We start from the raw sequence: 20477 nt of genomic DNA, 5'->3' as shown, positions 1-20477 counted from the left end.
GAATTTATCGCTAATACTAGTTAAGCAACAGATAATAGTCTTTCAGTCGTCGGTTTGCCCGGCGGCGGAAAAAAGATGCGCCGCCGGGTTTGCGCTTAGCCTGTCGTGATGGCCCTTCGATAGAGGTGCCAGGTGGAATGGCCGAGGACCGGCAGCGCGACGAGCAGGCCGGCGAAGGCTGGTAGAAGCGCGAGGAATGCCGTCACCGCGACGACGAGGCCGAAGGCCAGCATCGGCGCGGGGTTCTGCGTCACTGTGCGGATGCTGGTCAGCATGGCGGTAACGAAATCGATGTCGTGATCGAGCAGCAACGGCATGGAGATGACGGTCAACGAAAAGAGCAGCGTGGCGATCACGCCGCCGACGATCGTGCCGACCAGCAGGAACAGTATGCCTTCCGGCGTCGTCGTCACGATCGTAGTGAAAGCGGCGAGCGAGGCCGGAATCTTGAAGCCGAGAAAGAGCGCAAGCAGCAGCCGGACCTGATAGATCCAGATCCAGAAGATGAAGAGCACGGCAAAGGCCATCCATGACAGCTGTCGTTCGCGCTGTCGGAAGACTTCGGTCAGCACCCCGTGCCAGGTGATCGGATCGCCACGTTCGTGGCGGCGGCTGATTTCGTAGAGCCCGACGGCAACAAACGGCCCAATTAGCGGGAAGCCTATCGCGACCGGGATGATCATCCATGGTTGATGGTAGAGGTTCAGCACGGCAACGATGAAGATCCCGCCGAGGACATAGATGCCGCCGAAGAACAGACCGAACAGTGGAAACCGGCGGAAATCCCTCACTCCCTCGGCCAGTGCCGCCGCCACGTCTTTCATCTCGAGATGATTGATCCGCATTTTAGGCTGCGGTGGCGCTTGAATGACCTGTTCCTCCATTCGTCCCTCCCAAGACGTGCCCTTGAATTACTGCATGGGTGAAAGCTCGCAGAAGGTTCCCCGATAGTCATCAAGTTTCTTGGGTAGCTTGAACTTTCTTCTTTATCCGGGCGCTTGCCCATATTATCTACGGAGCATGGACCATGTCGCATCAGGACGCTCGAACCACCTGCTGATCGCTGCCCTTGTTCTCGCGGGCGGGCTGTTCAGTGTGCTGGTGTTTGCCGGTTGGGTGCGATTCGGCGCCGATATCGTGCTGACCTTGGCTGAGAACGGTCTGTCATCCTGTCTGTGAGGTGGCCAAACCAGTTTCCCTGAGGCAAATCGGCGCGTCTGGGATAATAGACAGCGAGTTGATTTGCGCTTTGCTCTCTGAGACCCTAACGGCGGGGTGTATCATGCACGCGTGTCACGGGAATTGGACCATCTATGAAAACTTTGCGCATTATCCTCTGGGCCGGCGTTCTTGTCCTTGCCGGCGTGCTCGGCTGGCTGACGCTGGTGGTGACCGATACCAAAGACAAAATCGCCGAAGCGCCGTTCGGCGTGCCTTTCTCGCTTGTCGACCAGAACGGCAAGCCTATCACCGAGCAGGCCTTTCGTGGCAAGCCGACGGCGCTGTTCTTTGGCTTCACCCATTGCCCTGAGGTCTGCCCTACGACGCTGTTCGAGCTCAATGGCTGGCTGGCTAAGGTCGATCCGGACAAAACCAAGTTGCAGGCCTATTTCGTTACCGTCGATCCGGAACGCGACACGCCGGAAATGCTTGGTGCCTATATCTCCAACGTCACCGACCGCGTAATCGGCATTGCCGGCGATCCGGCAAAGGTGGGCGAGGTGATCAAGGGCTTCCGTGTCTATGCCAAGAAGATCCCGCTCGACGAGAAGGATCCAAACGGTGACTACACCATGGATCACACGGCCTCGATCTTTCTGCTTGATAAGGACGGCCGCTTCGTCGGCACGATCTCCTACGGTGAGAACCCGGACGTCGCGATCAAAAAGCTCGAGAACCTTGCCAAAGGCTGACGGCGGTGGCCTCCGTGTGGTTCGCCTGTTGCCATCGGCCTCGTCGCGTTGTACCGCAGGCGCAAGCGCCGGGCGGCGATCTGTCGTCGTCCCGTTCTCTCCCTTTGCGACAGGATGACCGACCGTGAGTGAAATCCGCCTCTTTGTAACCACAACCGAAGCACTGGCGACAGAGATCCTTGATCTCATGACCGTGTGTTTCGGGGAGGAGGACGTGGCGATCGCCACCACAGAGGTGGACGAGAAGAACGACGTCTGGGAGGCCTCCGTCTACATGATGGTCGAGGAGGAGGCGGAAATTCTCGCTCGCCTCGAAGAGCTGTTTTCCGCCGATTTCGCTGATCTGGTGATCGACCGGGAAGTGTTGCCGCAGATCGATTGGATCGCCAAGTCGCTCGAGGGGCTGAAGCCGGTCAGGGCAGGGCGTTTCATCGTCCATGGCGCGCATGATCGCGACAAGGTGCGGGTCAACGATCTGGCGATCGAAATAGAGGCTGGCCAGGCCTTCGGAACGGGGCATCACGGCACGACTGCCGGCTGCCTCGAAATGATCGGCGAGGTCGTTCGCTCGCGGCCGGTCCGTAACGCGCTCGATCTCGGAACGGGTAGTGGTGTGCTGGCGATTGCCGTGCGCAAGTTGAAGCGGATACCCGTCCTGGCAACCGACATTGATCCGATCGCCGTCAAGGTGGCCGAGGGCAATGCGCGCAGCAACGGGATCGTCGAGGGTATCGGGTTCCGCGTGGCGCCGGGCTTCCATTCCACCGCTTTTGCTGAATATGGCCCGTTCGATCTGATCATCGCCAATATTCTCGCCCGGCCGTTGATGAAGATGGCGCCGCAGTTGGTCACTCACCTGGCGCCCGGCGGTTCGGTCATCCTGTCCGGCATTCTTGCCAGCCAGCGCTGGAAGGTGATCGCCGCCTATAAGGGCGCGGGGCTCGCTCATGTCCGGACCATTTGGCGCAACGGCTGGGTGACGATCCATCTGCGCCACGGGCGCGGGGTGCTCTGAAGCGTCAAGATGTTTTGCATTGCAGCATTGCTCTGCGTGCATAACGTCTCGTAATCTGGGAAAACGAAAAAGGCGGCATCATCGATGCCGCCTTTTTCGGATCAGTCGCCTGATCTGGACCTGCGAGCTTTGGGAGGAGAGCTACAAGCAGGTAAGTGATTTGATCGGGTCGTAGACCCGTCCGCCCGAAGGTGGCGATCAGAATGCGGTGGCGCGGGCGCCCTTGCGACGCAGTTCTTCACGGCTTGTACCCATGGACTTCAGGGTTTCGTCGTCCAGGCTCATTAGGGCGCCGTTGACGTAGCGGCTGGCCTGGAGTTCGCGTGCTGCGACAAGGCGCTGAAAGGCATTGCGGAAGATAGAGTTTGCCATTGTCATGTTCCTAGCGGGTTGCATTTTCATTGTTCGTTGAGCTTCATATAAGCACTGCAAACGCTTTGAGACAGAGGAGATACTACATGGGTGTCATGCGTTTCGCGCATATGTCTATGGGTTTTGTCTGCGATTTGGCAAATCTATGATCAATTTTTAGGCGTCTTGCTTCAATTCTGGTGCTGTGCGGTATCGCTGGGTGCACTGTTGCCGGCAGCTTTGCCATGGTGCAGGAGTGGCGCGGCTTGCTATAAGGAGCATCCAGATTCCCCTAAGAAGGCGCTCCTCATGTTTCAGTCTTTTGATGTCACATCCTCCCCGCAATTCGGTTGCGAAAGGGTCGGGGCGCTCCGGGCTCGGTTCGAGGCGCTCGGCATCGATGGTTTTCTGGTGACGCGGGCCGATGAGTATCAGGGCGAATATGTGCCTGCATGCGCCGAGCGACTGTCCTGGCTGACAGGTTTTACCGGTTCGGCCGGCCAGGCGCTGATCACCGCGTCAAAGGCCATGGTATTCGTCGACGGGCGCTATGTGACGCAATTGGCCGAACAGGTCGATCCGGCGGTGTTCACGGCCGGCGATCTCGTCGGCGAGCCGCCGCACAAGTGGATCTCCAAGCATGCGTACGAGGGCTTCCGTCTCGGCATCGACCCATGGCTGCATACAAGCCAGGACGTGCTGCGGCTGGAGAAGGCGCTCGCCGAGCATAACGGCACACTCGTCGTCCTTCCCGTCAATCCGCTCGACACCATCTGGACAGATCGCCCGGACGAGCCGCTCGGGCAGGTCGTCATCCAGCCGATCGAGTATTCCGGTGTGCTCGCCAAGGACAAGATCGCCAGGATCTCCGCCGACCTTTCAGAGAAGCAGGTCGATGCGGCGCTGATTACCGATCCCTCGTCGATCGCGTGGATCTTCAACATTCGCGGATGCGACGTGCCGCACACGCCGCATCCGCTGGCACGGGCCATTATCAATGCCGATGGATCGGCCGAGCTCTTTCTCGACAAGCGCAAGACCGATATCGAGGTTGAATCCTATCTCGGCCAGCTTTGCAAGCAGCTCGATCCGCGGCTGCTGATCGCCCATCTGGAAAAGCTGGCGGTTGAGGGACGTCGTATTCTCGTTGACCCGGAGCTTGCGCCCTTTGCCCTTGTCGAGCTGATCCGTGGCCATGGCGGTACGGTCGTGCCAGGCGACGATCCGGCCAAGATCGCCCGCGCGGTGAAGAACAGTGTCGAGCTCAACGGTTCGGCGGTCGCCCATTTGCAGGATGGCGTGGCGGTCGTCGAATTCCTGTCCTGGCTCGATGATCAGCATCCCGGCACAGTCAGCGAAATCGACGCAGCGCAGGCGCTTGAGGCAGCCCGCATGCGGGTCGGCGAGCGGATGCAGAATCCGCTCAAGGATATTTCCTTCGACACGATCTCTGGCGCCGGCGAGCATGGGGCGGTGATTCATTACCGCGTGACGACGACGACCGACCGTCTGCTCAACTCCGGGGAGTTGTTCCTGATCGACAGCGGCGCGCAATATGTCAACGGCACGACTGACATCACCCGGACTCTGGCGATCGGTGCCGTTTCCGATGAGCAGAAGCGTTTCTTCACGCTTGTTCTTAAGGGCATGATCGCCATCAGCACCGCGCGGTTCCCCAAGGGCACGCGCGGTTGTGACCTCGATCCGCTGGCCCGCATCGCGTTGTGGAAGGCTGGAGCGGATTTTGCTCACGGCACCGGACACGGCGTCGGTTCTTTCCTTTCTGTGCATGAGGGACCTCAGCGGATCTCGCGTCTGGCAACCCAGGAGCTCTTGCCCGGCATGATCCTTTCCAATGAACCGGGCTATTATCGACCCGGATCGTTCGGCATTCGTATCGAGAACCTCGTCTATGTCCGCGACCTGGAGCCGGTCGAGGGCGGCGACATGCCGATGATGCGCTTCGAGACCCTGACCTATGTGCCGATCGACAGGTATCTCGTCGTGACCGATTTGCTGACCCGCGAGGAGTTGCGCTGGCTCGACAATTATCACGCCAAGACCCGTGCCGAACTGATGCCTTTGCTGCATGACGAGAAGGCGCGGGCCTGGCTGGAGCGGGCGACCGAGCCGTTCAGCCGATCAGATGGCGCATGACCATCACGGCGATCCAGCCGCCGATCAGCATGGGGATGGACGAGGCGCCGAACCCGATCGCCAGCGACACGGCCATGGCCACCTTGACGTCAATGCCGCCGGTGAAGAAGGCGGGTGCGACGAGGGTGGTCAAAACCGCGGCCGGGACGGCGTTGAGCGCGGCATCGACGCGTGGTGGCACGTTCTTCAGCCGGCTGATCAAGAGATAGCCGCCGATCCGCGTCAGGTAGGTGGCGACCGCGCCGGCCAGGATCAGCAGCGTCATATGGGGCGTGAACAATTCGCTCATGCCTCGCCCTCCGGTTCGATGCCGATGGTTGGTGCGGGCTTCGGTGGCAGTAGTGCGGCAAGCAGGACGCCGGCAAGAGCGCCGATGCTGACATGCCAGGGCGAGCCGACGAACCTCTGGGCAAGGATCGAGACTAGCGCGCTGACGAAGACCACGCCGAGAAAGTTAGGCCGTTTGCGGAAGCCGAACACCAGGCCCATGAAATAGATCGGCAGAAGAACGTCCAAGCCGAGCGCCTTCGGATCACCGATGAGTTTGCCGAAGCCGGCGCCGATCGCCGTGACGCTGACCCAGCCGATATAGATCGTCGCGGCAAATCCCATGTACCAGGCAAAGGAAACCCTCCTTCCGGTCTCGCCGCGCGTCAGTGTCTGCGCGAATTGCGGATCAGTCAGGAGGAAGAAGGACGCGGCTTTCTGGGCCGGGGAGAAATGCGCTACGAACGGGGTGATTGCCGCCGAATAAAGGATATGGCGGAAATTGACGGCGACGATCGACAGTACGATGACCCAGACCGGCATGGAATGACCGAACAACTCGATGCCGACCAGCTGGCTGGCGCCGGCGAAGATGACTGCGCTCATCAGTGTCGCCTCGGCCACCGTCTGGCCGTTGTTGACCGCGATCGCGCCAAAGAGTGCGGCGAAGGGAACGGTGGAGACGAGGATCGGCACGCTGCCGCGCAAGCCCTCGGTAAAGTCGGATCTCATCGGTTGTCGTACCTCGTTTGAGCAGAGCCAATAGAGCCAAGCCCTTCGCATCACAAACGAATAAGGCTTATGGGTCGATTGATTCCCCTGACATGTGGCCCTAGTCTCGGTCTCTATTGGACAATGGGGACAACACAAGGAACGGGCTTTTGCCGAAACTCGATTTTTCCACCGACGACCAGGCGGCGATCGTCGCGCGCGTGCGGGACTATTTCCTCTCCGAGTTTGAGCTCGACGTCGGCCGGTTCGAGGCGGAGGCGATGCTGGAGTTCTTCGCCAAGGAGATCGGCGCGCATTTTTACAATCGCGGTCTCTATGACGCCCAGGCGGTGATCACCAACCAGATCGATGCAATCAACGATGCGATCTACCAGTTGGAGCAGGCGCCCGGCGTCTGATCCGCCGGGCTGGCTGTTGCGCCTATTTCTTCGGGCGGATCTGGAAGGTGTGTTCCGGGCCAGGGAAGCTGCGGGCGCGGACTTCTCCGGCATAGTCTTCCGCCGCCTTCGAGATCACGCCGGCGAGGTCGGCGAAGTGTTTGACGAAGCGTGGTTTGAAATCATTGAACAGGCCGAGCATGTCGTCCGAGACCAGCACCTGGCCGTCACAGGCGGGAGACGCGCCGATGCCGATGGTGGCGGCGGAAACGGCGCCGGTGATCTCGCGGGCCAGCGGCTCGACGGTACCCTCAATGACGATGGCGAAGGCGCCGGCCTCGTCGATGGCGCGGGCATCGCGGCGGATCTTGTCGGCCTCCTTGTCGCTATGGCCCTTGGAGCGGTAGCCGCCGGCGGTGTTGACCTGCTGGGGCATCAGTCCGACATGGCCGAAGACGGGAACGCCGCGCGAGACGAGAAAGGCGACGGTGTCCGCCATCTCCTCGCCACCCTCGAGCTTGATGCCATCGCAGCCGGTTTCCTTCATGATGCGGACAGCGGTGCGGAAGGCCTGTTCCCTGGATTCCTGATAGCTGCCGAAAGGCAGGTCGACGATGACGCAGGCGCGACTTGCGCCGCGCATGACGGCCTGTCCGTGGGCGATCATCATCTCGAGGGTGACGCCGACGGTGGAGTCCATGCCGTAGAGCACCATGCCGAGGCTGTCGCCGACGAGCAGCAGGTCGCAATGTGGATCAAAGAGTCGCGTCATCGGCGTGGTGTAGGCGGTCAGGCACACGGCCGGTCGCACGCCTTTGAGGGCAGTGATGTCAGCCGGTGTCAGGCGCTTCTGGCGGGGCGGTGTGCTCATGTCAGGCGGCCTCCATGTCGTGTTCCGATGCGATGTCTATGACCCTGTTGTCGAGCAGCCTTGTCTGGCCGATGCGCACGAAGAGCAGTAGCAGGACCGGCCCGGAGACCGTACCGACTGCGGCCAGGGTCAGGGGATCGCGCAGCGCCACGATTTCCGGGTCGGCGAGCGGTTCACCGCGAATGAAGTCGGCGATCCTGGCCTCGAGCGTTGTCGTGTCAACAAGTCCTGAGCGGATCAGTCTCGCCGCCTCGTCGAGCGCGCTTGGCACGATCACGGCTGCCGCGCGCTGCTCCGTCGTCAGGTAGAGATTGCGCGACGAGCAGGCAAGCCCATCCGTCTCGCGCACGGTCGGCACTGGCACGACACGGACCGGCTGAGCGAGATCCTCCACCATGCGGCGGATGATCGCCACCTGCTGGAAATCCTTCTCGCCGAAATAGGCGGCGTCCGGCTGGACGATGTTGAAAAGCTTGGTGACGACGGTGGCAACACCGGCAAAATGGCCCGGTCGGGCAGCGCCTTCGAGTTCAGAGCCGAGCTTCGGCACGTCGACCAGCGTTTCCATCGGCCGCGGATACATGTCGGTCACACCGGGCGCGAAGAGGAAGTCGACACCGGCTGTTTCCAGAAGTGCGCTGTCGCGGGCAAGATCGCGTGGATATTTCGCCAGATCTTCGTTGGCGCCGAATTGCAGCGGGTTGACGAAGATCGATATGACGGTCACCGCGTTCTCCGCCTTGGCTCGCTCGACCAGCGTCAGATGGCCCTTGTGCAGGTACCCCATGGTCGGGACGAAACCAATCGCTCTGCCGGCCTGGCGATGGGGCGCAAGCCTTGCCCTCAGTTCGGCAATGGTGGTAACGGTCTCCATATCGATCCTCCGCGATACCCTGTGGCGCGATGGTCCCGTAACGTGGATGGCCAAGGAAATCAATCAGTCGAACGAGGGGGGCACCGGCAGGCTTGTGGCTCCGGGCCCGTCACGCGCTGAGCACCGCCTTGCTCGACGCCACCTTGATACCGGCTGCGCGCATCTCGGCGATTGCGGCCTCGACGCCTGCCGGGTCGATACCGCGCGAACCGTCCTCGATGAAGCGGACGGCAACGCCCGGCAGCATGTCGAGCGCGTCGAGTGCCGAGAACTTGACGCAATAGTCGGTGGCAAGACCCATGAGATCGAGCTGCGTGACGCCCTTCGACCTCAGATATTCGGCAAGGCCTGTCAGGGCGGCGCGGTCATTGTCGCGGAAGGCGGAATAGCTGTCGACGGCGGGGTTTTCGCCCTTCCTCTGCACATAGGCGATAGTGGTGGTGTCGAGGTCCGGGTGAAACTCGGCGTCGGGCGTGCCCTGCACGCAATGGTCGGGCCATAACATCTGCGGCTTGCCGGACAATTCTCCCATGTCGAAGGCTTTTTTGCCGTCATGCTGCGAGGCGAAGCTGCCGTGATTGGCCGGGTGCCAGTCCTGTGAGGCGACGACGAGATCATAGTGACCACTCTTCATCAACGCATTGGCGACCGGCACGACCTGGTCGCCTTCGGCGACCGGCAGATTGCCGCCCGGGCAGAAGCCGTTCTGGATGTCGATCAAAAGCAGCGCTTTTGTCATGGCCGTCGTCCTTTCCTGAGGTGCGGTGCAAGATGGCAAGAGGGGGAGGCGGGATCAAGAGGAAAGCGGTGCTGAAACCAATAGGCGCGAATGCCGCGGGCGTTGTCTTGCCCTTTCCGGCGCATTCTTCCGGGTCGGCAACGGAACGTTAACCATGTTGATTCTAAACGTGTTTTGTCAACGTAAGGAAGAAGCGCATGAAGAACGACGCCTCGATCGGCCAAGCCGCTAACGCCATCGCCTTTTTCCCGCTTGCCAGCCGCCGCGACCTCGTTCGCCGCTCGGCCGTGGAGCTGGACAATTGCCATGGGTCGGCTGCCGTCGACTACTGGCGCTCGACCTGCCGCGCGCTCGGCGCCGAATTGCTCGCGCTCGGCTGCCCGGAAGAGGACATGCGTGCCGAGATCATGGATTTCCAGGCCGCCGTGCAGATGGAGCTGATGTGGCTGCATCGCGCCGAAGAGGCGCGGGGCTGAAGCTCTACCGCTGCCCTCTGTTGGATAAGCGAGCAGATCAACCGGCGCTTGTTGGGTCGGTCGCCTCGGCCAATTGGCGTACCCTGACCAATTAACACGGCCGGCAAAACCAGCCAGCCCATCAGGGGCGAAATTGATTGATAGCTCCCCTCACACCCGTTCCACAAACCCGTCCAGCACGCGCTTTTCGCCGGCGCGGTCGAAGTTGATGGTGAGCTTGTTGCCCTCGATGGAGGCGATGTTGCCATTGCCGAACTTGATGTGGAAGACGCGGTCGCCAACGGTGAATTTCGAGGGTTCGCTGGTGGTCGATTTGGCCACGAGTTCGCCGTCGATGGTCTTGGCCTTCGGGCCGCTTTCGCCGTAGCCGATGCGCTCGACGGCGTGGCCGGAGCGGGTGCCCCAGTTGTCGCGGGTGGCGTCCGACTTATTGGCCTGGGCGCGCTTCCAGCCGGGGGTGGAATAATTGTTGGCAAACGGATCGGCCTTGTCGAAGCGCGACTGGCCGTAACCGCCGCGACCGTAGCCGCCATAGGATTGTTCGCTCTCCGCCACTTCGACATGGGTGACCGGCAGTTCGTCGAGGAAGCGTGACGGCATGGTCGACTGCCACAGGCCGTGGATGCGGCGGTTGGAGACGAACCAGATGTGGCAGCGGCGCTTGGCCCGGGTGATGCCGACATAGGCCAGGCGGCGTTCCTCCTCGAGGCCGGAGCGGCCGCCTTCGTCGAGCGCGCGCTGGTGGGGGAAGAGACCCTCTTCCCAGCCGGGCAGGAAGACGGTGTCGAATTCCAGCCCCTTGGCCGAATGCAGCGTCATGATCGACACGGCGTCCATGTCGGCATTCTGCTCGGCATCCATGACCAGCGAGACGTGTTCGAGGAAACCGCGGAGGCTCTCGAAGGCTTCCATCGAGCGGATGAGTTCCTTGAGGTTTTCCAGCCGCCCGGGCGCTTCGGCCGACTTGTCGTTTTTCCACATGTCGGTGTAGCCGGACTCTTCGAGGATCTGTTCGGCCAACTCAATATGCGGAGTCGTTTCAAGCAGTTCCGACCAGCGGCGAAAGTGTTGAATTACGTCGAACAGCGCCTTGCGGGCCTTCGGCTTGATCTCGTCGGTCTCGATCAGGTCGGCCGCGGCCGCCAGCATGGGCACATCGCGGGCGCGGGCATAGTCATGCAGCGTGCGGATCGTGGTGTCGCCCAGGCCGCGCTTCGGCGTGTTGACGATGCGTTCGAAGGCGAGGTCGTCGGCCGGCTGGCAGACGAGGCGGAAGTAAGCCATGGCATCGCGGACCTCAAGGCGCTCGTAGAAGCGCGGGCCGCCGATGACGCGGTAATTGAGGCCGAGCGTCACGAAGCGGTCTTCGAATTCGCGCATCTGGAAGGAGGCGCGCACCAGGATCGCCATGTCGTTCAGCGCATGTTTCTTGCCGTCGGAATCGCCGCGCTGCAGCCGCTCGATCTCCTCGCCGACGGCGCGGGCTTCCTCTTCACTGTCCCAGGCGGCGTGCACCACGACCTTCTCGTCGTCGGGATTGACCCGGTCGGTGAACAGCGTCTTGCCGAGGCGGCCCTCGTTGTGGGCGATCAGATGGCCGGCGGCGCCGAGGATGTGTTCGGTCGAGCGGTAGTTGCGTTCGAGCTTGATGACCTTGGCGCCGGGGAAATCCTTCTCGAAGCGCAGGATGTTGTCGACCTCCGCACCGCGCCAGCCATAGATCGACTGGTCGTCGTCGCCGACGCAGCAGACGTTCTGCGGCACGCCCGGCGGACGTTGGGCGAGCAGTCTCAGCCACATGTATTGCGCGGTGTTGGTGTCCTGGTATTCGTCGACCAGAATGTATTTGAACTTCTGGTGATACTCCTTGAGCACATCCGGATTGGCGCGGAACATGCGGATCGGATGCAGCAGCAGGTCACCGAAGTCGCAAGCGTTCAGCGTCTTCAGGCGGTTCTGGTAGGCGGCATAGAGCTCGCGGCCCTTGCCATTGGCAAAGGCGCGCGCGTCCCCCTCGGGGATCTGCGAGGGATCGAGGCCCTTGTTCTTCCAGCCGTCGATCATCTGGGCGAACTGCTTGGCCGGCCAGCGTTTGTCATCGATGCCTTCGGCCTGGATCAGCTGCTTGATGAGACGCACTACGTCGTCGGTGTCGAGGATGGTGAAATCGGAGCGCAGGCCAACGAGTTCTGCGTGGCGGCGCAGGATCTTCACGCCGATCGAGTGGAAGGTCCCAAGCCAGGGCATGCCCTCGACGGCGCCGCCGACAAGCAGTCCGATGCGCTCTTTCATTTCGCGCGCCGCCTTGTTGGTAAAGGTGACGGCCAGGAGCTGGGACGGAAAAGCCCGGCCGGTCGCGAGGATATGGGCGATGCGGGTGGTCAGCACGCGCGTCTTGCCGGTGCCGGCGCCGGCGAGCACGAGCAGCGGGCCGTCCACGGTTTCGACCGCATCGCGCTGCTCCGGGTTGAGGCCGGAGAGATAGTCGGGCGCACGGGTCTGGTCGCGCGCCGCCATGGCGCGGGCGGCTATGCCGAGGCCACCCGGAGCGGGGCCGGAGGCGGCGGTGCTTGTCGCAGGAGCCTGGGCCGGCTTGCGCGGGGCGGGTTCTTCTTCATCGAAGAAGGGAATGTCATCGAAACCGTTACTCATGCGGCTCAATGTAGTGATTCGAGTTTGAAAGGCCAGAAAAGATGTTCCCCTTTCATTCCGATCCTGCGTCTGACCGCAAGAAAGCCGTGGCATTTGTCGTCGAGACACGGCTAGCCATTCCGGGCCGGTGTGGCGCTCAGCGGTGATTGTCGAGCCTTGCGGATGACATTTTCGTAATGTTGACCTTTCCAGCTTGCCGTTTTTGCTGCGCGGCGAAATATTGCCGCCACGATATTCCGCAATTCGCCAAATGCCTTTCCTTCGTCTCGACAAGAGACAGTCGCGATCACGGCCTAGGCTGGAGTTCTCTATGGCATTTTGGAAGCAGTTGACCCTCAGTTTCGTGGCGATCGGCGCCGGTATCCTTCTATGGGTCTGGTTCGTGCCGGGTGCTGACGGCATGCTGCGGCGGATTGGTGTTCCGGAGAGCGTGATCGCACGGTTTGCACCGGCGATGCAGGAAGCGGCAGCACCCGGCAAAGGTTCGGGCCAGGCGCAGGGCGGTAATCGTCGTGGCGGCGGCGCGGCGACGTTGGTGGTCGTGCAGCCTGTCTCGATCGCCACCGTCAACGACCGGTTGTCGGCACTTGGCACCGGCGATGCTATCCAGTCGGTGACCGTCATGCCGCAGGTCTCCGGCATGCTTTCAGAAATCGCCATCAAATCGGGTGACCGGGTCGAAAAGGGCCAGGTGATCGCGCGGCTCGAAAACGAGGAGCAGCGGATTGCCCGCGATCAGGCACAAGTGGTGCTCAAGAGCGCGACCGAGAAGAACCAGATCTACACCAACCTGAAATCGACCGTGTCGCGCATCGACGCCTTCGATGCGGCTATCGCCCTTGAGGCAGCACGACTGGCGCTGGCCAGCGCCGAACTGGAGCTCAAACGGCGCGAGATCGTCGCCCCGATTGGCGGCGTGGCCGGCATCGTCACGGTCAATCCGGGTGACAATGTCACGACGTCGACGGCAATCGCCACGCTCGACGATCGCTCCGAACTGCTTGTCGATTTCTGGGTGCCGGAGCGCTTCGCCCCGGTCATCAAGGTTGGTCAGCCGCTCGTCGCCACGGCGGTGGCGCGTCCGGGCAGGCTCTACGAGGGCAGTGTCGCGGCGGTCGACAACAGGATCGACGCGGCGAGCCGGACGCTGCGGATCCGCGCCAAGATCGCCAACGAGAACGACGATCTGCGCGCCGGCATGGCCTTTACCGTGGTGATGAGTTTCGACGGGGAGCGCTATCCCGCCGTCGATCCGCTTTCGGTCCAGTGGGACAGCGACGGTTCCTTCGTCTGGCGTATAATCGATGGCAAGGCAGAGAAGGTCGCCGTCAGGATCATCCAGCGCAATCCGGATGCCGTTCTGGTCAAGGCCGCGTTGGCCGAGGGCGACAAGGTGGTGACCGAGGGCATTCAGCGCGTGCGGGCCGGCCGGCCCGTCGAGGTTATGGGCGACGAGGCGGGCGCCAGGGGCGCCGATGGCGAAAAGCCGGTGGCGAGCCGATGAGCGAGAAGACGCAAGCATCGGGTGACACGACCGCGGCCAGCCCGGCACCAGCCCCTGCGGCGGACAAGCAGGCCGGCTTCACCGCACTGTTCATCCGCCGGCCGATCTTCGCAGCCGTCACCAATGCCCTGCTGGTTGTGGCGGGACTTGCCGCCTTCTACGGCATCGAGGTGCGCGAACTGCCAGACGTCGACCGGCCAGTGATCACTGTGCGGACCACTTTCGATGGCGCATCGCCGCAGACGATCGACCAGCAGCTGACTACGGTGGTCGAAGGGGCGGTGGCACGTGTCGCCGGGCTCAAATCCATGTCGTCGACCTCTTCCTTCGGGTCGAGCCGGGTGACGTTGGAGTTTTCCGACAAGACCGATCTCAATGTCGCGGCGAGCGACGTGCGTGATGCGATCTCGCGGGTCACCAACAGCCTGCCGGATGACGCCGACGAGCCGCGCATCGTCAAGGCCGATTCCGACAGCGATCCGATCATGCGGCTTGCCGTTACCTCGGACCGGATGAGCCTTGAGGATCTGACTTTGCTGGTCAACAATGAGATCGTTGACCGGCTGGCTTCGGTTGACGGCGTTGCCGATGTCGATCTCTATGGTGATCAGGACAAGATCTTCCGGATCGATGTCGATCAGTCGGCTCTAGCCAGCCGCGGTCTAACGGTCGCTTCGCTGACCTCGGCCCTGTCCAACATCGCCTTCGACGTGCCGGCGGGGTCGCTAACCAGTTCGACGCAGGACATCGTTGTTCGGGCAACCGCCGATCTCAGGACGCCCGAGGACTTCACCCGGTTGCTGATCGGCGACAATGTCAGGCTCGGTGATGTGGCGACCGTCACCTTCGGGCCGGATCTTTCCAGCACGGCCTTGCGCTCGAACGGCAAGGCCGGGATCGGCATGGGCATCATCCGCCAGGCGCAGTCGAATACGCTGAGCATTTCCAATGGCGTCAAGGCTATGGTCGCTCATCTCCAGGCGGAACTTCCGGAGGGCGTGGAGATCCGCGTCACGAGTGATGACGCGGTGTTCATTCGCGGTTCGATCGACGAGGTCGTCAACGCTCTGGTACTGGCCGCCGTGATCGTCATAGGCATCATCTTTTTGTTCCTGCGCGACTGGCGCGCGACGATCATTCCGGCGGTGACCATGCCCGTGTCGCTGATCGGCACGGTGGCTGCGGTTTATCTGGTCGGCTTCTCGATCAACATCCTGACACTGCTCGCCATCGTTTTGGCGACCGGCCTGGTCGTCGACGACGCGATCGTGGTCTTGGAGAACATCGTGCGACGGCGTGGGCAGGGGCTCGGTCCACGTGCTGCGGCCGTGCTCGGCACGCGCGAGGTGTTCTTCGCCGTCATCGCCACGACAGCGACGCTCGCCGCCGTTTTTATCCCCCTGTCCTTTCTGCCGGGCCAGGTCGGCGGTCTGTTCCGCGAGTTTGGTTTCGTACTCGCCTTTTCGGTGACGCTGTCGTCGATCGTCGCGCTGACGCTTTGCCCGATGCTCGCCTCGCGCCTTTTGACCGCGCATGCGATCGAGCATCATTCCGGGCCGCTCGCGCGTTTTGGCGATGCTTTTTCCGCCTTCTACCGGCGCTCTCTCAGAGCCTGTCTCAATGCGCCGATCGTGGTGGTCACCGTGGCCGTGGCGTTCTCGCTGGTTGCGCTTGCTGCCTTTTCGTTGATTACCAGCGAACTGACGCCGCGCGAGGACCGCTCGGCGGTCATGGTGCGTGTCACGGCACCGCAAGGGGTGAGCCTCGACTACATGCAGGACCAGATGCAGAGGATCGAGGAAGCGCTCAAGCCGCTGCGCGACAGTGGAGAGGTCGCCAATCTATTCTCGATCTCCGGGTACGGCAGTAACAAGAACAGAGGTTTCATGGTGCTGACTTTGGCGCCCTGGGGCAAGCGGGAACGCAGCCAGGACCAGATCGTCCAGGACGTGACCCGTATTGCCCAGGGCATTCCCGGCGTCAACGCCTTCGCCATGCAGCCAAACAGCCTGCGAATCCGCGGAGGCGGCAGCGGACTGCAATTCGCGCTCGTCGGCTCAAGCCATGAAAAGCTCACCGAGGCGGCAATCAAGCTAGTGGCCGATCTGGAAGCTGACGGCAGTTTCGATAATCCGCGACTGTCGAACGACATCAGCCAGGCGCAGCTCGGCGTGTCGATCGACCGGGAGCGCGCCGCCGATCTGGGCATCGACATCACCGGCCTTGCGCAGGCGCTGCAATCCCTGCTCGACGGGCGTTCCATCGGTCACGTCTACATCGACGGGGAGGACTACTCAGTCAAGCTCACCTCGACGACGCGGCCGATCGACGATCCGACCGACCTCGAGAACATCTTTCTCAAGACCGCCGATGGCAAGACCGTACCGATGTCGGTGATCGCAAAGCTTGAGGAGCGGGCGGTGGCGCCCTCGCTGGCGCGCGAGCAGCAATTGGCCGCTGTGCAGATCACGGCTGGATTGGGGCCGGGGCTTTCGCTTGGGGCGGCGCTCGACAAGGCGAATGCCCTCGCCGAGGGAAAATTACCGCCGGGCGCGCGGCTCTTGCCGCTCGCCGAGGCCGCGACGCTCAGTGAAAACAGCGGCGGTATGGCCTCGACTTTCGGCTTTGCCATCATCATCATCTTCCTGGTGCTGGCGGCACAGTTCGAGAGTGTACTGTCGTCGATCATCATCATGGTGACCGTGCCGCTCGGGCTCGCCTGTGCGGTCTTCGCCCTGCTGCTCACCGGAACGAGCCTCAATGTCTACAGCCAGATCGGTCTTGTCATGCTGGTCGGGATCATGGCCAAGAACGGTATTCTCATTGTCGAGTTCGCCAACCAATTGCGCGATCGCGGACAGGGGGTGCGCGAGGCGATCGAGAATGCGGCGAACCTGCGTCTTCGGCCGGTGATGATGACGATGATCGCCACCATTCTCGGCGGTGTCCCGCTCGTGCTGGCCCATGGTGCCGGTGCGGAAGCCCGTATCGCGCTCGGCTGGGTGATCGTCGGCGGTCTCGGGTTCGCCACGGTCGTCACGCTTTATGTCACGCCGCTTGCCTATCTCGGGCTTGCGCGTTTCGCCAAGCCTCACGCCGATGAGGAGGCACGGTTGCACAAGGAGATGCAGATCGCCGCTGCGATCGAGGCCGGCGAGTGATGGCTTTCATCGCCGTTTGAGGCCTTGCCGGACGATAAAGAGGAGGTTTCCCATGAGCAAGCGCGACATCGACATCAAGACATCTGACGGCACCGCCAAGGCCGGGTTGTTTCTGCCTGATGTGGCAACGCCAGCCGTCGTTCGGCCCGGTGTGATCCTCTACATGGATGCTTTCGGGCCGCGTGCAGCGCTCGACGGGATGGCGCAACGGCTCTGCGACGAGGGCTATATCGTCCTGGTGCCCGACCTGTTCTACCGCTTCGGCGCCTATGGCCCCTTTGACGCCCCGACCGCTTTCAAGCAAGAGGTGAGCGCGAAGCAGTTGCGCGCGATGATCGACGGCACGAGCCAGGCGATGACGGCAGCCGATACCGCCCATTTTCTCGACGCGCTGGCCGATGCCGGCGTCGACGGTCCGGCCGGTGTGGTCGGCTATTGCATGGGCGGTTCGCGGGCACTGACGGCTGCGGCGGCCTATCCAGACCGGATAGCCGCGGCGGCAAGCTTTCATGGCGGCAATCTGGCGAGCGACAAGCCAGATAGCCCGCATCTGCAGGCGGCGTCCGTCAAGGCGCGCGTCTATGTCGGCGCGGCGGGCGTCGACGGTTCGTTTCCGCCGCATCAGGCGGCGCATTTTGTTGAGGCCTACCGCGTGGCCGAAGTGGACTTCGTGTTGGAGAACTACGTCGGCATGGCACATGGCTGGTGCGTGCCGGACCATTCGGTCTATGACGAAGTGGGTGCCGAACGGCACTGGCGACGGCTGGCGACTTTTTTCGGCGAGACGCTGAAATAACCACCTGACCTGATCGACTGTCAGCTGCCTTCTGCGCCGGGGCCGACCACCACGAAGACATTGACTGCGGGTTCGGTCCGCAGATAGTCGTTGCTGAGGGCGGCACTGCCGTTCTTCAGGATGTCGGCGAAGATCTGGTCGATCGCCTCGCTGCGTTGGCCGGAGACGAAGAAGTAATGGCGCCAGCTTTCCGGGTCGAGCAGGATATAATTGGCATTCCGCGCCAGAGGCTCGGCCGAGCCGTCGAGGTTGGTGAGCGTCCGGCCGAGACGCGCGGTGTTGTACATGCGCGTGGTGACCTGCAAGGCAGGGTCGTCGGCATTGACGAAGACGAAGATCTCCTTGGCGAAGCCGAGCTTTTCCATCCACAGCCGATGGTCGGGCAGCGCGGTTTCCGGGACGGCAAAGAGAATGCGCGAAATCAGCCCCCCGGGCAGGTCGGGCGCGGCTTCGCCGACATGGCGGAAGACCTCTCCGGCCATAGAATGACCGACGATCATGACCGGCCGGTTCTCCAGAGCTTTTCCTGGGGCACGCAGTTTGGCCATGTCTTGCAGCAGTGTGATGAGCCGTTCGCTCGCGGCCTTGGCGTTCAGCACCGGAAACTGGGTCATCGAGATCCACGACGGCCAGTTAAACATCAGCACGTCGGCATCGGCACCCTTTGCCAGTTCACCCATCGTATAGAGGCCGAACTCGCCGTCCGGATCGGGACCGAAGCCATGGACGAAGAGAACCAGCGGACGCGATGAGCCATCGGCAGACGGTTTGAAGCTTGAAAGTGCGCCTTCGAGATCGCCGAGAACAAAGCGTTTTCCGTCGGGTGTGACAAGTCCGAAACTCTTTTCGCTGATGTCGCCTGTGGCGACGGTCTGCGGCTTGAGGACCATCGCAACGACTGCATCATAGTTTAGCCAGACATAGCCGCTCGCGGCGGTGAGCAGGACGACGACGAGGGCGAGGACTGCCAGAATTGTTCTCATGGCTTCCATCTAACCCGCCCGGTTTTGGCGGCGCAATGCCCCGCTGTGGCCGTATGTGCAATTCGGCTCGATGACGCGCTCGGAGCACTGGACAAGCGGGCGTGAGTTGGCCCATACCTCCGTCGTATTTTTAGTGAGCATGCTGCCGGGACGGCAGAGTGGAGGAGACAGTTCGCATGGCCTTGAAGGATGTCGTCGCAGGAGTTCGCAACCAGGAGGGGATCGCCGCGGTTTTGGGCATCCTCAAGCAGAGTTTCGGCGAGCGCTTCCAGACGGGACAATCCTTCCGCGAGCAGCACAGCCACACGACATCCTATCTGCCGGCCCAACTGCCGGACGGCGTCGTCTTCGTCGAGACGAGTGAAGACGTGAAGACGGTGGTGAAGACCTGCGCGGCGCATAAGGTGCCGATGATCCCGTTTGGTACAGGCTCTTCGCTCGAGGGGCACATCAATGCGCCGAGCGGTGGCATTTCGGTCGATTTCACCCGAATGAACAAGGTTCTGACGGTCAACGCCGAGGACCTTGACTGCACGGTCCAGCCGGGCATTACCCGTGAGGAGCTCAATACCTATCTGCGCGACACCGGCCTGTTCTTCCCGATCGATCCCGGCGCCAATGCCTCAATCGGCGGTATGGCCTCGACGCGGGCATCCGGCACCAACGCGGTCCGCTATGGCACGATGAAGGACAATGTCCTTGCACTCACCGTCGTCACCGCCGACGGTGAGGAGATCCGGACCGCGCAACGCGCGCGCAAGTCATCGGCCGGCTATGACCTGACGCGACTGTTTGTCGGAGCCGAGGGCACGCTCGGCATCATCACCTCGATCACCTTGAAGCTCCAGGGTATTCCGGCCAAGATTTCCGGTGGCGTTTGCGCTTTCCCAAGCCTCAAGGCCGCTTGCGATACCGTCATCATGACGATCCAGATGGGCATTCCGGTCGCGCGTATCGAACTGCTCGACGAAATGCAGATGAAGGCGGTAAACGCCTATTCCAAGCTCTCCTACCCGGAAAAGCCGACACTGTTCGTCGAGTTCCACGGGACCGAGGAGACAGTGGCCTTGCAGGCGGAGCAGTTCAAGGAAATCGCCGCCGAATTCGAGTCCGAGGAATTCCACTACACGGCCAATGCCGAGGAACGGGCGCAGCTGTGGAAGGCGCGTCACAACGCCTATTGGGCCGGGCGGGCGCTTGCGCCTGAGCTGAACGGGCTTTCGACCGACGTCTGCGTCCCGATTTCCAAGCTCGCCGATTGCGTTGCCGAGACCCAGGCGGACATTCGGGAGACGGGGCTTCTTGCGCCGATCGTCGGTCATGCCGGTGACGGGAATTTCCACGTTCTGATGTTGTTCGATGATAAGAGCCCGGCTGATCTGGCGCGGGCCGAGGCCTTCATGGGGCGGCTCAACGCGCGGGCGCTTTCCATGGAAGGCACCTGCACCGGCGAGCACGGCATCGGCCAGGGAAAAATGAGCTACCTGGAACAGGAACTCGGCTCGGCCATCCCGCTGATGCGCTCGATCAAGAAGAGCCTCGACCCTGAGAATATATTCAACCCTGGCAAGATCTTCCGCATGTGAGGCTCTGCCCTTGCGGCTTGCCC

Annotated in this window: 19 protein-coding genes; 10 read left to right on the top strand and 9 right to left on the bottom strand. The window is 62.1% G+C overall.

What is annotated here, in order from left to right; translation table 11 throughout:
- Positions 1-95: 95 nt before the first annotated feature.
- Positions 96-884 (bottom strand): DUF2189 domain-containing protein, encoded by a 789-nt coding sequence (locus RNA01_RS18765; protein WP_147181703.1) that lies wholly within the window; start codon positions 882-884, stop codon positions 96-98.
- A 136-nt stretch (positions 885-1020) separates the two neighbouring features.
- Between RNA01_RS18765 and RNA01_RS23760 the strand changes: the two genes are divergently transcribed.
- The 3 genes from RNA01_RS23760 to RNA01_RS18755 all read left to right on the top strand — a co-directional run bounded on the left by RNA01_RS23760 (position 1021) and on the right by RNA01_RS18755 (position 2928).
- Positions 1021-1179, top strand: coding sequence for a hypothetical protein (locus RNA01_RS23760; protein ID WP_170253538.1), 159 nt, complete (start codon positions 1021-1023; stop codon positions 1177-1179).
- A 134-nt stretch (positions 1180-1313) separates the two neighbouring features.
- Entirely contained in the window at positions 1314-1913 is a 600-nt protein-coding gene (locus RNA01_RS18760) for an SCO family protein (RefSeq protein WP_147181702.1), read from the top strand.
- Positions 1914-2037: 124 nt separating this feature from the next.
- On the top strand, positions 2038-2928 hold the full coding sequence (locus RNA01_RS18755) for a 50S ribosomal protein L11 methyltransferase (RefSeq protein ID WP_147181701.1): 891 nt from the start codon (positions 2038-2040) through the stop codon (positions 2926-2928).
- Positions 2929-3126: 198 nt separating this feature from the next.
- Here the strand turns inward: RNA01_RS18755 and RNA01_RS23755 are convergent, their stop codons facing one another.
- Positions 3127-3300: a hypothetical protein gene (locus RNA01_RS23755; RefSeq protein WP_170253536.1), complete on the bottom strand. Its 174-nt coding sequence runs from the start codon at positions 3298-3300 to the stop codon at positions 3127-3129.
- 288 nt (positions 3301-3588) lie between these two features.
- On the opposite strand from RNA01_RS23755, the gene RNA01_RS18750 reads away from it, so the two are divergent.
- Entirely contained in the window at positions 3589-5436 is a 1848-nt protein-coding gene (locus RNA01_RS18750; RefSeq protein WP_147181700.1) for an aminopeptidase P family protein, read from the top strand.
- Here RNA01_RS18750 and RNA01_RS18745 read toward each other — a convergent pair.
- Both RNA01_RS18745 and RNA01_RS18740 read right to left on the bottom strand, forming a co-directional pair.
- Entirely contained in the window at positions 5414-5725 is a 312-nt protein-coding gene (locus RNA01_RS18745; protein ID WP_147181699.1) for an AzlD family protein, read from the bottom strand. The genes RNA01_RS18750 and RNA01_RS18745 overlap by 23 nt on opposite strands.
- Positions 5722-6435 carry an AzlC family ABC transporter permease gene (locus RNA01_RS18740; RefSeq protein ID WP_147181698.1) on the bottom strand — a complete coding sequence of 238 codons (714 nt, stop codon included), beginning with the start codon at positions 6433-6435 and terminating at the stop codon, positions 5722-5724. The genes RNA01_RS18745 and RNA01_RS18740 overlap by 4 nt, the downstream gene beginning before the upstream one ends.
- A gap of 149 nt (positions 6436-6584) precedes the next feature.
- Between RNA01_RS18740 and RNA01_RS18735 the strand changes: the two genes are divergently transcribed.
- Complete coding sequence (locus tag RNA01_RS18735; RefSeq protein ID WP_147181697.1) at positions 6585-6833, top strand: DUF2164 domain-containing protein; 249 nt, start codon at positions 6585-6587, stop codon at positions 6831-6833.
- A gap of 22 nt (positions 6834-6855) precedes the next feature.
- On the opposite strand, the gene panB is transcribed toward RNA01_RS18735, so the two are convergent.
- The 3 genes from panB to pncA form a co-directional block, all read right to left on the bottom strand.
- The gene (panB, locus tag RNA01_RS18730; RefSeq protein ID WP_147181696.1) at positions 6856-7683 is read right to left on the bottom strand and encodes a 3-methyl-2-oxobutanoate hydroxymethyltransferase; all 828 of its coding nucleotides are present in this window, start codon (positions 7681-7683) and stop codon (positions 6856-6858) included.
- Position 7684: 1 nt separating this feature from the next.
- Complete coding sequence (gene panC / locus RNA01_RS18725; RefSeq protein ID WP_147181695.1) at positions 7685-8557, bottom strand: pantoate--beta-alanine ligase; 873 nt, start codon at positions 8555-8557, stop codon at positions 7685-7687.
- Positions 8558-8666: 109 nt separating this feature from the next.
- Complete coding sequence (gene pncA, locus RNA01_RS18720; protein WP_147181694.1) at positions 8667-9296, bottom strand: bifunctional nicotinamidase/pyrazinamidase; 630 nt, start codon at positions 9294-9296, stop codon at positions 8667-8669.
- A gap of 197 nt (positions 9297-9493) precedes the next feature.
- On the opposite strand from pncA, the gene RNA01_RS18715 reads away from it, so the two are divergent.
- On the top strand, positions 9494-9772 hold the full coding sequence (locus tag RNA01_RS18715) for a DUF6074 family protein (RefSeq protein ID WP_147181693.1): 279 nt from the start codon (positions 9494-9496) through the stop codon (positions 9770-9772).
- A 150-nt stretch (positions 9773-9922) separates the two neighbouring features.
- Here the strand turns inward: RNA01_RS18715 and RNA01_RS18710 are convergent, their stop codons facing one another.
- Positions 9923-12424 (bottom strand): ATP-dependent helicase, encoded by a 2502-nt coding sequence (locus RNA01_RS18710; protein WP_147181692.1) that lies wholly within the window; start codon positions 12422-12424, stop codon positions 9923-9925.
- Positions 12425-12734: 310 nt separating this feature from the next.
- On the opposite strand from RNA01_RS18710, the gene RNA01_RS18705 reads away from it, so the two are divergent.
- Genes RNA01_RS18705 through RNA01_RS18695 form a run of 3 tightly spaced genes read left to right on the top strand, consistent with a single transcriptional unit; the run spans position 12735 to position 17885 of the window.
- Entirely contained in the window at positions 12735-13928 is a 1194-nt protein-coding gene (locus RNA01_RS18705) for an efflux RND transporter periplasmic adaptor subunit (RefSeq protein ID WP_147181691.1), read from the top strand.
- Positions 13925-17089, top strand: a complete 3165-nt coding sequence (locus RNA01_RS18700) for an efflux RND transporter permease subunit (protein ID WP_147181690.1) — start codon at positions 13925-13927, stop codon at positions 17087-17089. Before RNA01_RS18705 ends, RNA01_RS18700 begins: the two co-directional genes overlap by 4 nt.
- Positions 17090-17141: 52 nt before the next feature.
- Positions 17142-17885: a dienelactone hydrolase family protein gene (locus RNA01_RS18695; RefSeq protein WP_147181689.1), complete on the top strand. Its 744-nt coding sequence runs from the start codon at positions 17142-17144 to the stop codon at positions 17883-17885.
- Between the two features lie 20 nt (positions 17886-17905).
- Here RNA01_RS18695 and RNA01_RS18690 read toward each other — a convergent pair whose 3' ends face one another.
- Positions 17906-18868, bottom strand: a complete 963-nt coding sequence (locus RNA01_RS18690) for an alpha/beta fold hydrolase (RefSeq protein WP_170253534.1) — start codon at positions 18866-18868, stop codon at positions 17906-17908.
- Positions 18869-19044: 176 nt separating this feature from the next.
- On the opposite strand from RNA01_RS18690, the gene RNA01_RS18685 reads away from it, so the two are divergent.
- On the top strand, positions 19045-20454 hold the full coding sequence (locus RNA01_RS18685; RefSeq protein ID WP_147181687.1) for an FAD-binding oxidoreductase: 1410 nt from the start codon (positions 19045-19047) through the stop codon (positions 20452-20454).
- Positions 20455-20477 lie beyond the last annotated feature (23 nt).

The organism is Paenirhizobium naphthalenivorans, from assembly GCF_007992095.1.
Classification (GTDB): Bacteria; Pseudomonadota; Alphaproteobacteria; order Rhizobiales; family Rhizobiaceae; genus Allorhizobium; species Allorhizobium naphthalenivorans.
The sequence above is the reverse complement of the archived record's forward strand: the minus strand, read 5'-3'. Positions and strand labels throughout refer to the sequence as shown.

Bases quoted from the DNA above. Each gene is read 5' to 3' on its own strand.
- pncA (WP_147181694.1), bottom strand. From the start codon at position 9,296: ATGACAAAAGCGCTGCTTTTGATCGACATCCAGAACGGCTTCTGCCCG.
- RNA01_RS18690 (WP_170253534.1), bottom strand. From the start codon at position 18,868: ATGAGAACAATTCTGGCAGTCCTCGCCCTCGTCGTCGTCCTGCTCACC.
- RNA01_RS18695 (WP_147181689.1), top strand. From the start codon at position 17,142: ATGAGCAAGCGCGACATCGACATCAAGACATCTGACGGCACCGCCAAG.
- RNA01_RS18765 (WP_147181703.1), bottom strand. From the start codon at position 884: ATGGAGGAACAGGTCATTCAAGCGCCACCGCAGCCTAAAATGCGGATC.
- RNA01_RS18685 (WP_147181687.1), top strand. From the start codon at position 19,045: ATGGCCTTGAAGGATGTCGTCGCAGGAGTTCGCAACCAGGAGGGGATC.
- RNA01_RS18750 (WP_147181700.1), top strand. From the start codon at position 3,589: ATGTTTCAGTCTTTTGATGTCACATCCTCCCCGCAATTCGGTTGCGAA.
- RNA01_RS23755 (WP_170253536.1), bottom strand. From the start codon at position 3,300: ATGGCAAACTCTATCTTCCGCAATGCCTTTCAGCGCCTTGTCGCAGCA.
- RNA01_RS18700 (WP_147181690.1), top strand. From the start codon at position 13,925: ATGAGCGAGAAGACGCAAGCATCGGGTGACACGACCGCGGCCAGCCCG.
- RNA01_RS18740 (WP_147181698.1), bottom strand. From the start codon at position 6,435: ATGAGATCCGACTTTACCGAGGGCTTGCGCGGCAGCGTGCCGATCCTC.
- RNA01_RS23760 (WP_170253538.1), top strand. From the start codon at position 1,021: ATGGACCATGTCGCATCAGGACGCTCGAACCACCTGCTGATCGCTGCC.
- panC (WP_147181695.1), bottom strand. From the start codon at position 8,557: ATGGAGACCGTTACCACCATTGCCGAACTGAGGGCAAGGCTTGCGCCC.
- panB (WP_147181696.1), bottom strand. From the start codon at position 7,683: ATGAGCACACCGCCCCGCCAGAAGCGCCTGACACCGGCTGACATCACT.
- RNA01_RS18710 (WP_147181692.1), bottom strand. From the start codon at position 12,424: ATGAGTAACGGTTTCGATGACATTCCCTTCTTCGATGAAGAAGAACCC.
- RNA01_RS18745 (WP_147181699.1), bottom strand. From the start codon at position 5,725: ATGAGCGAATTGTTCACGCCCCATATGACGCTGCTGATCCTGGCCGGC.
- RNA01_RS18705 (WP_147181691.1), top strand. From the start codon at position 12,735: ATGGCATTTTGGAAGCAGTTGACCCTCAGTTTCGTGGCGATCGGCGCC.
- RNA01_RS18760 (WP_147181702.1), top strand. From the start codon at position 1,314: ATGAAAACTTTGCGCATTATCCTCTGGGCCGGCGTTCTTGTCCTTGCC.
- RNA01_RS18715 (WP_147181693.1), top strand. From the start codon at position 9,494: ATGAAGAACGACGCCTCGATCGGCCAAGCCGCTAACGCCATCGCCTTT.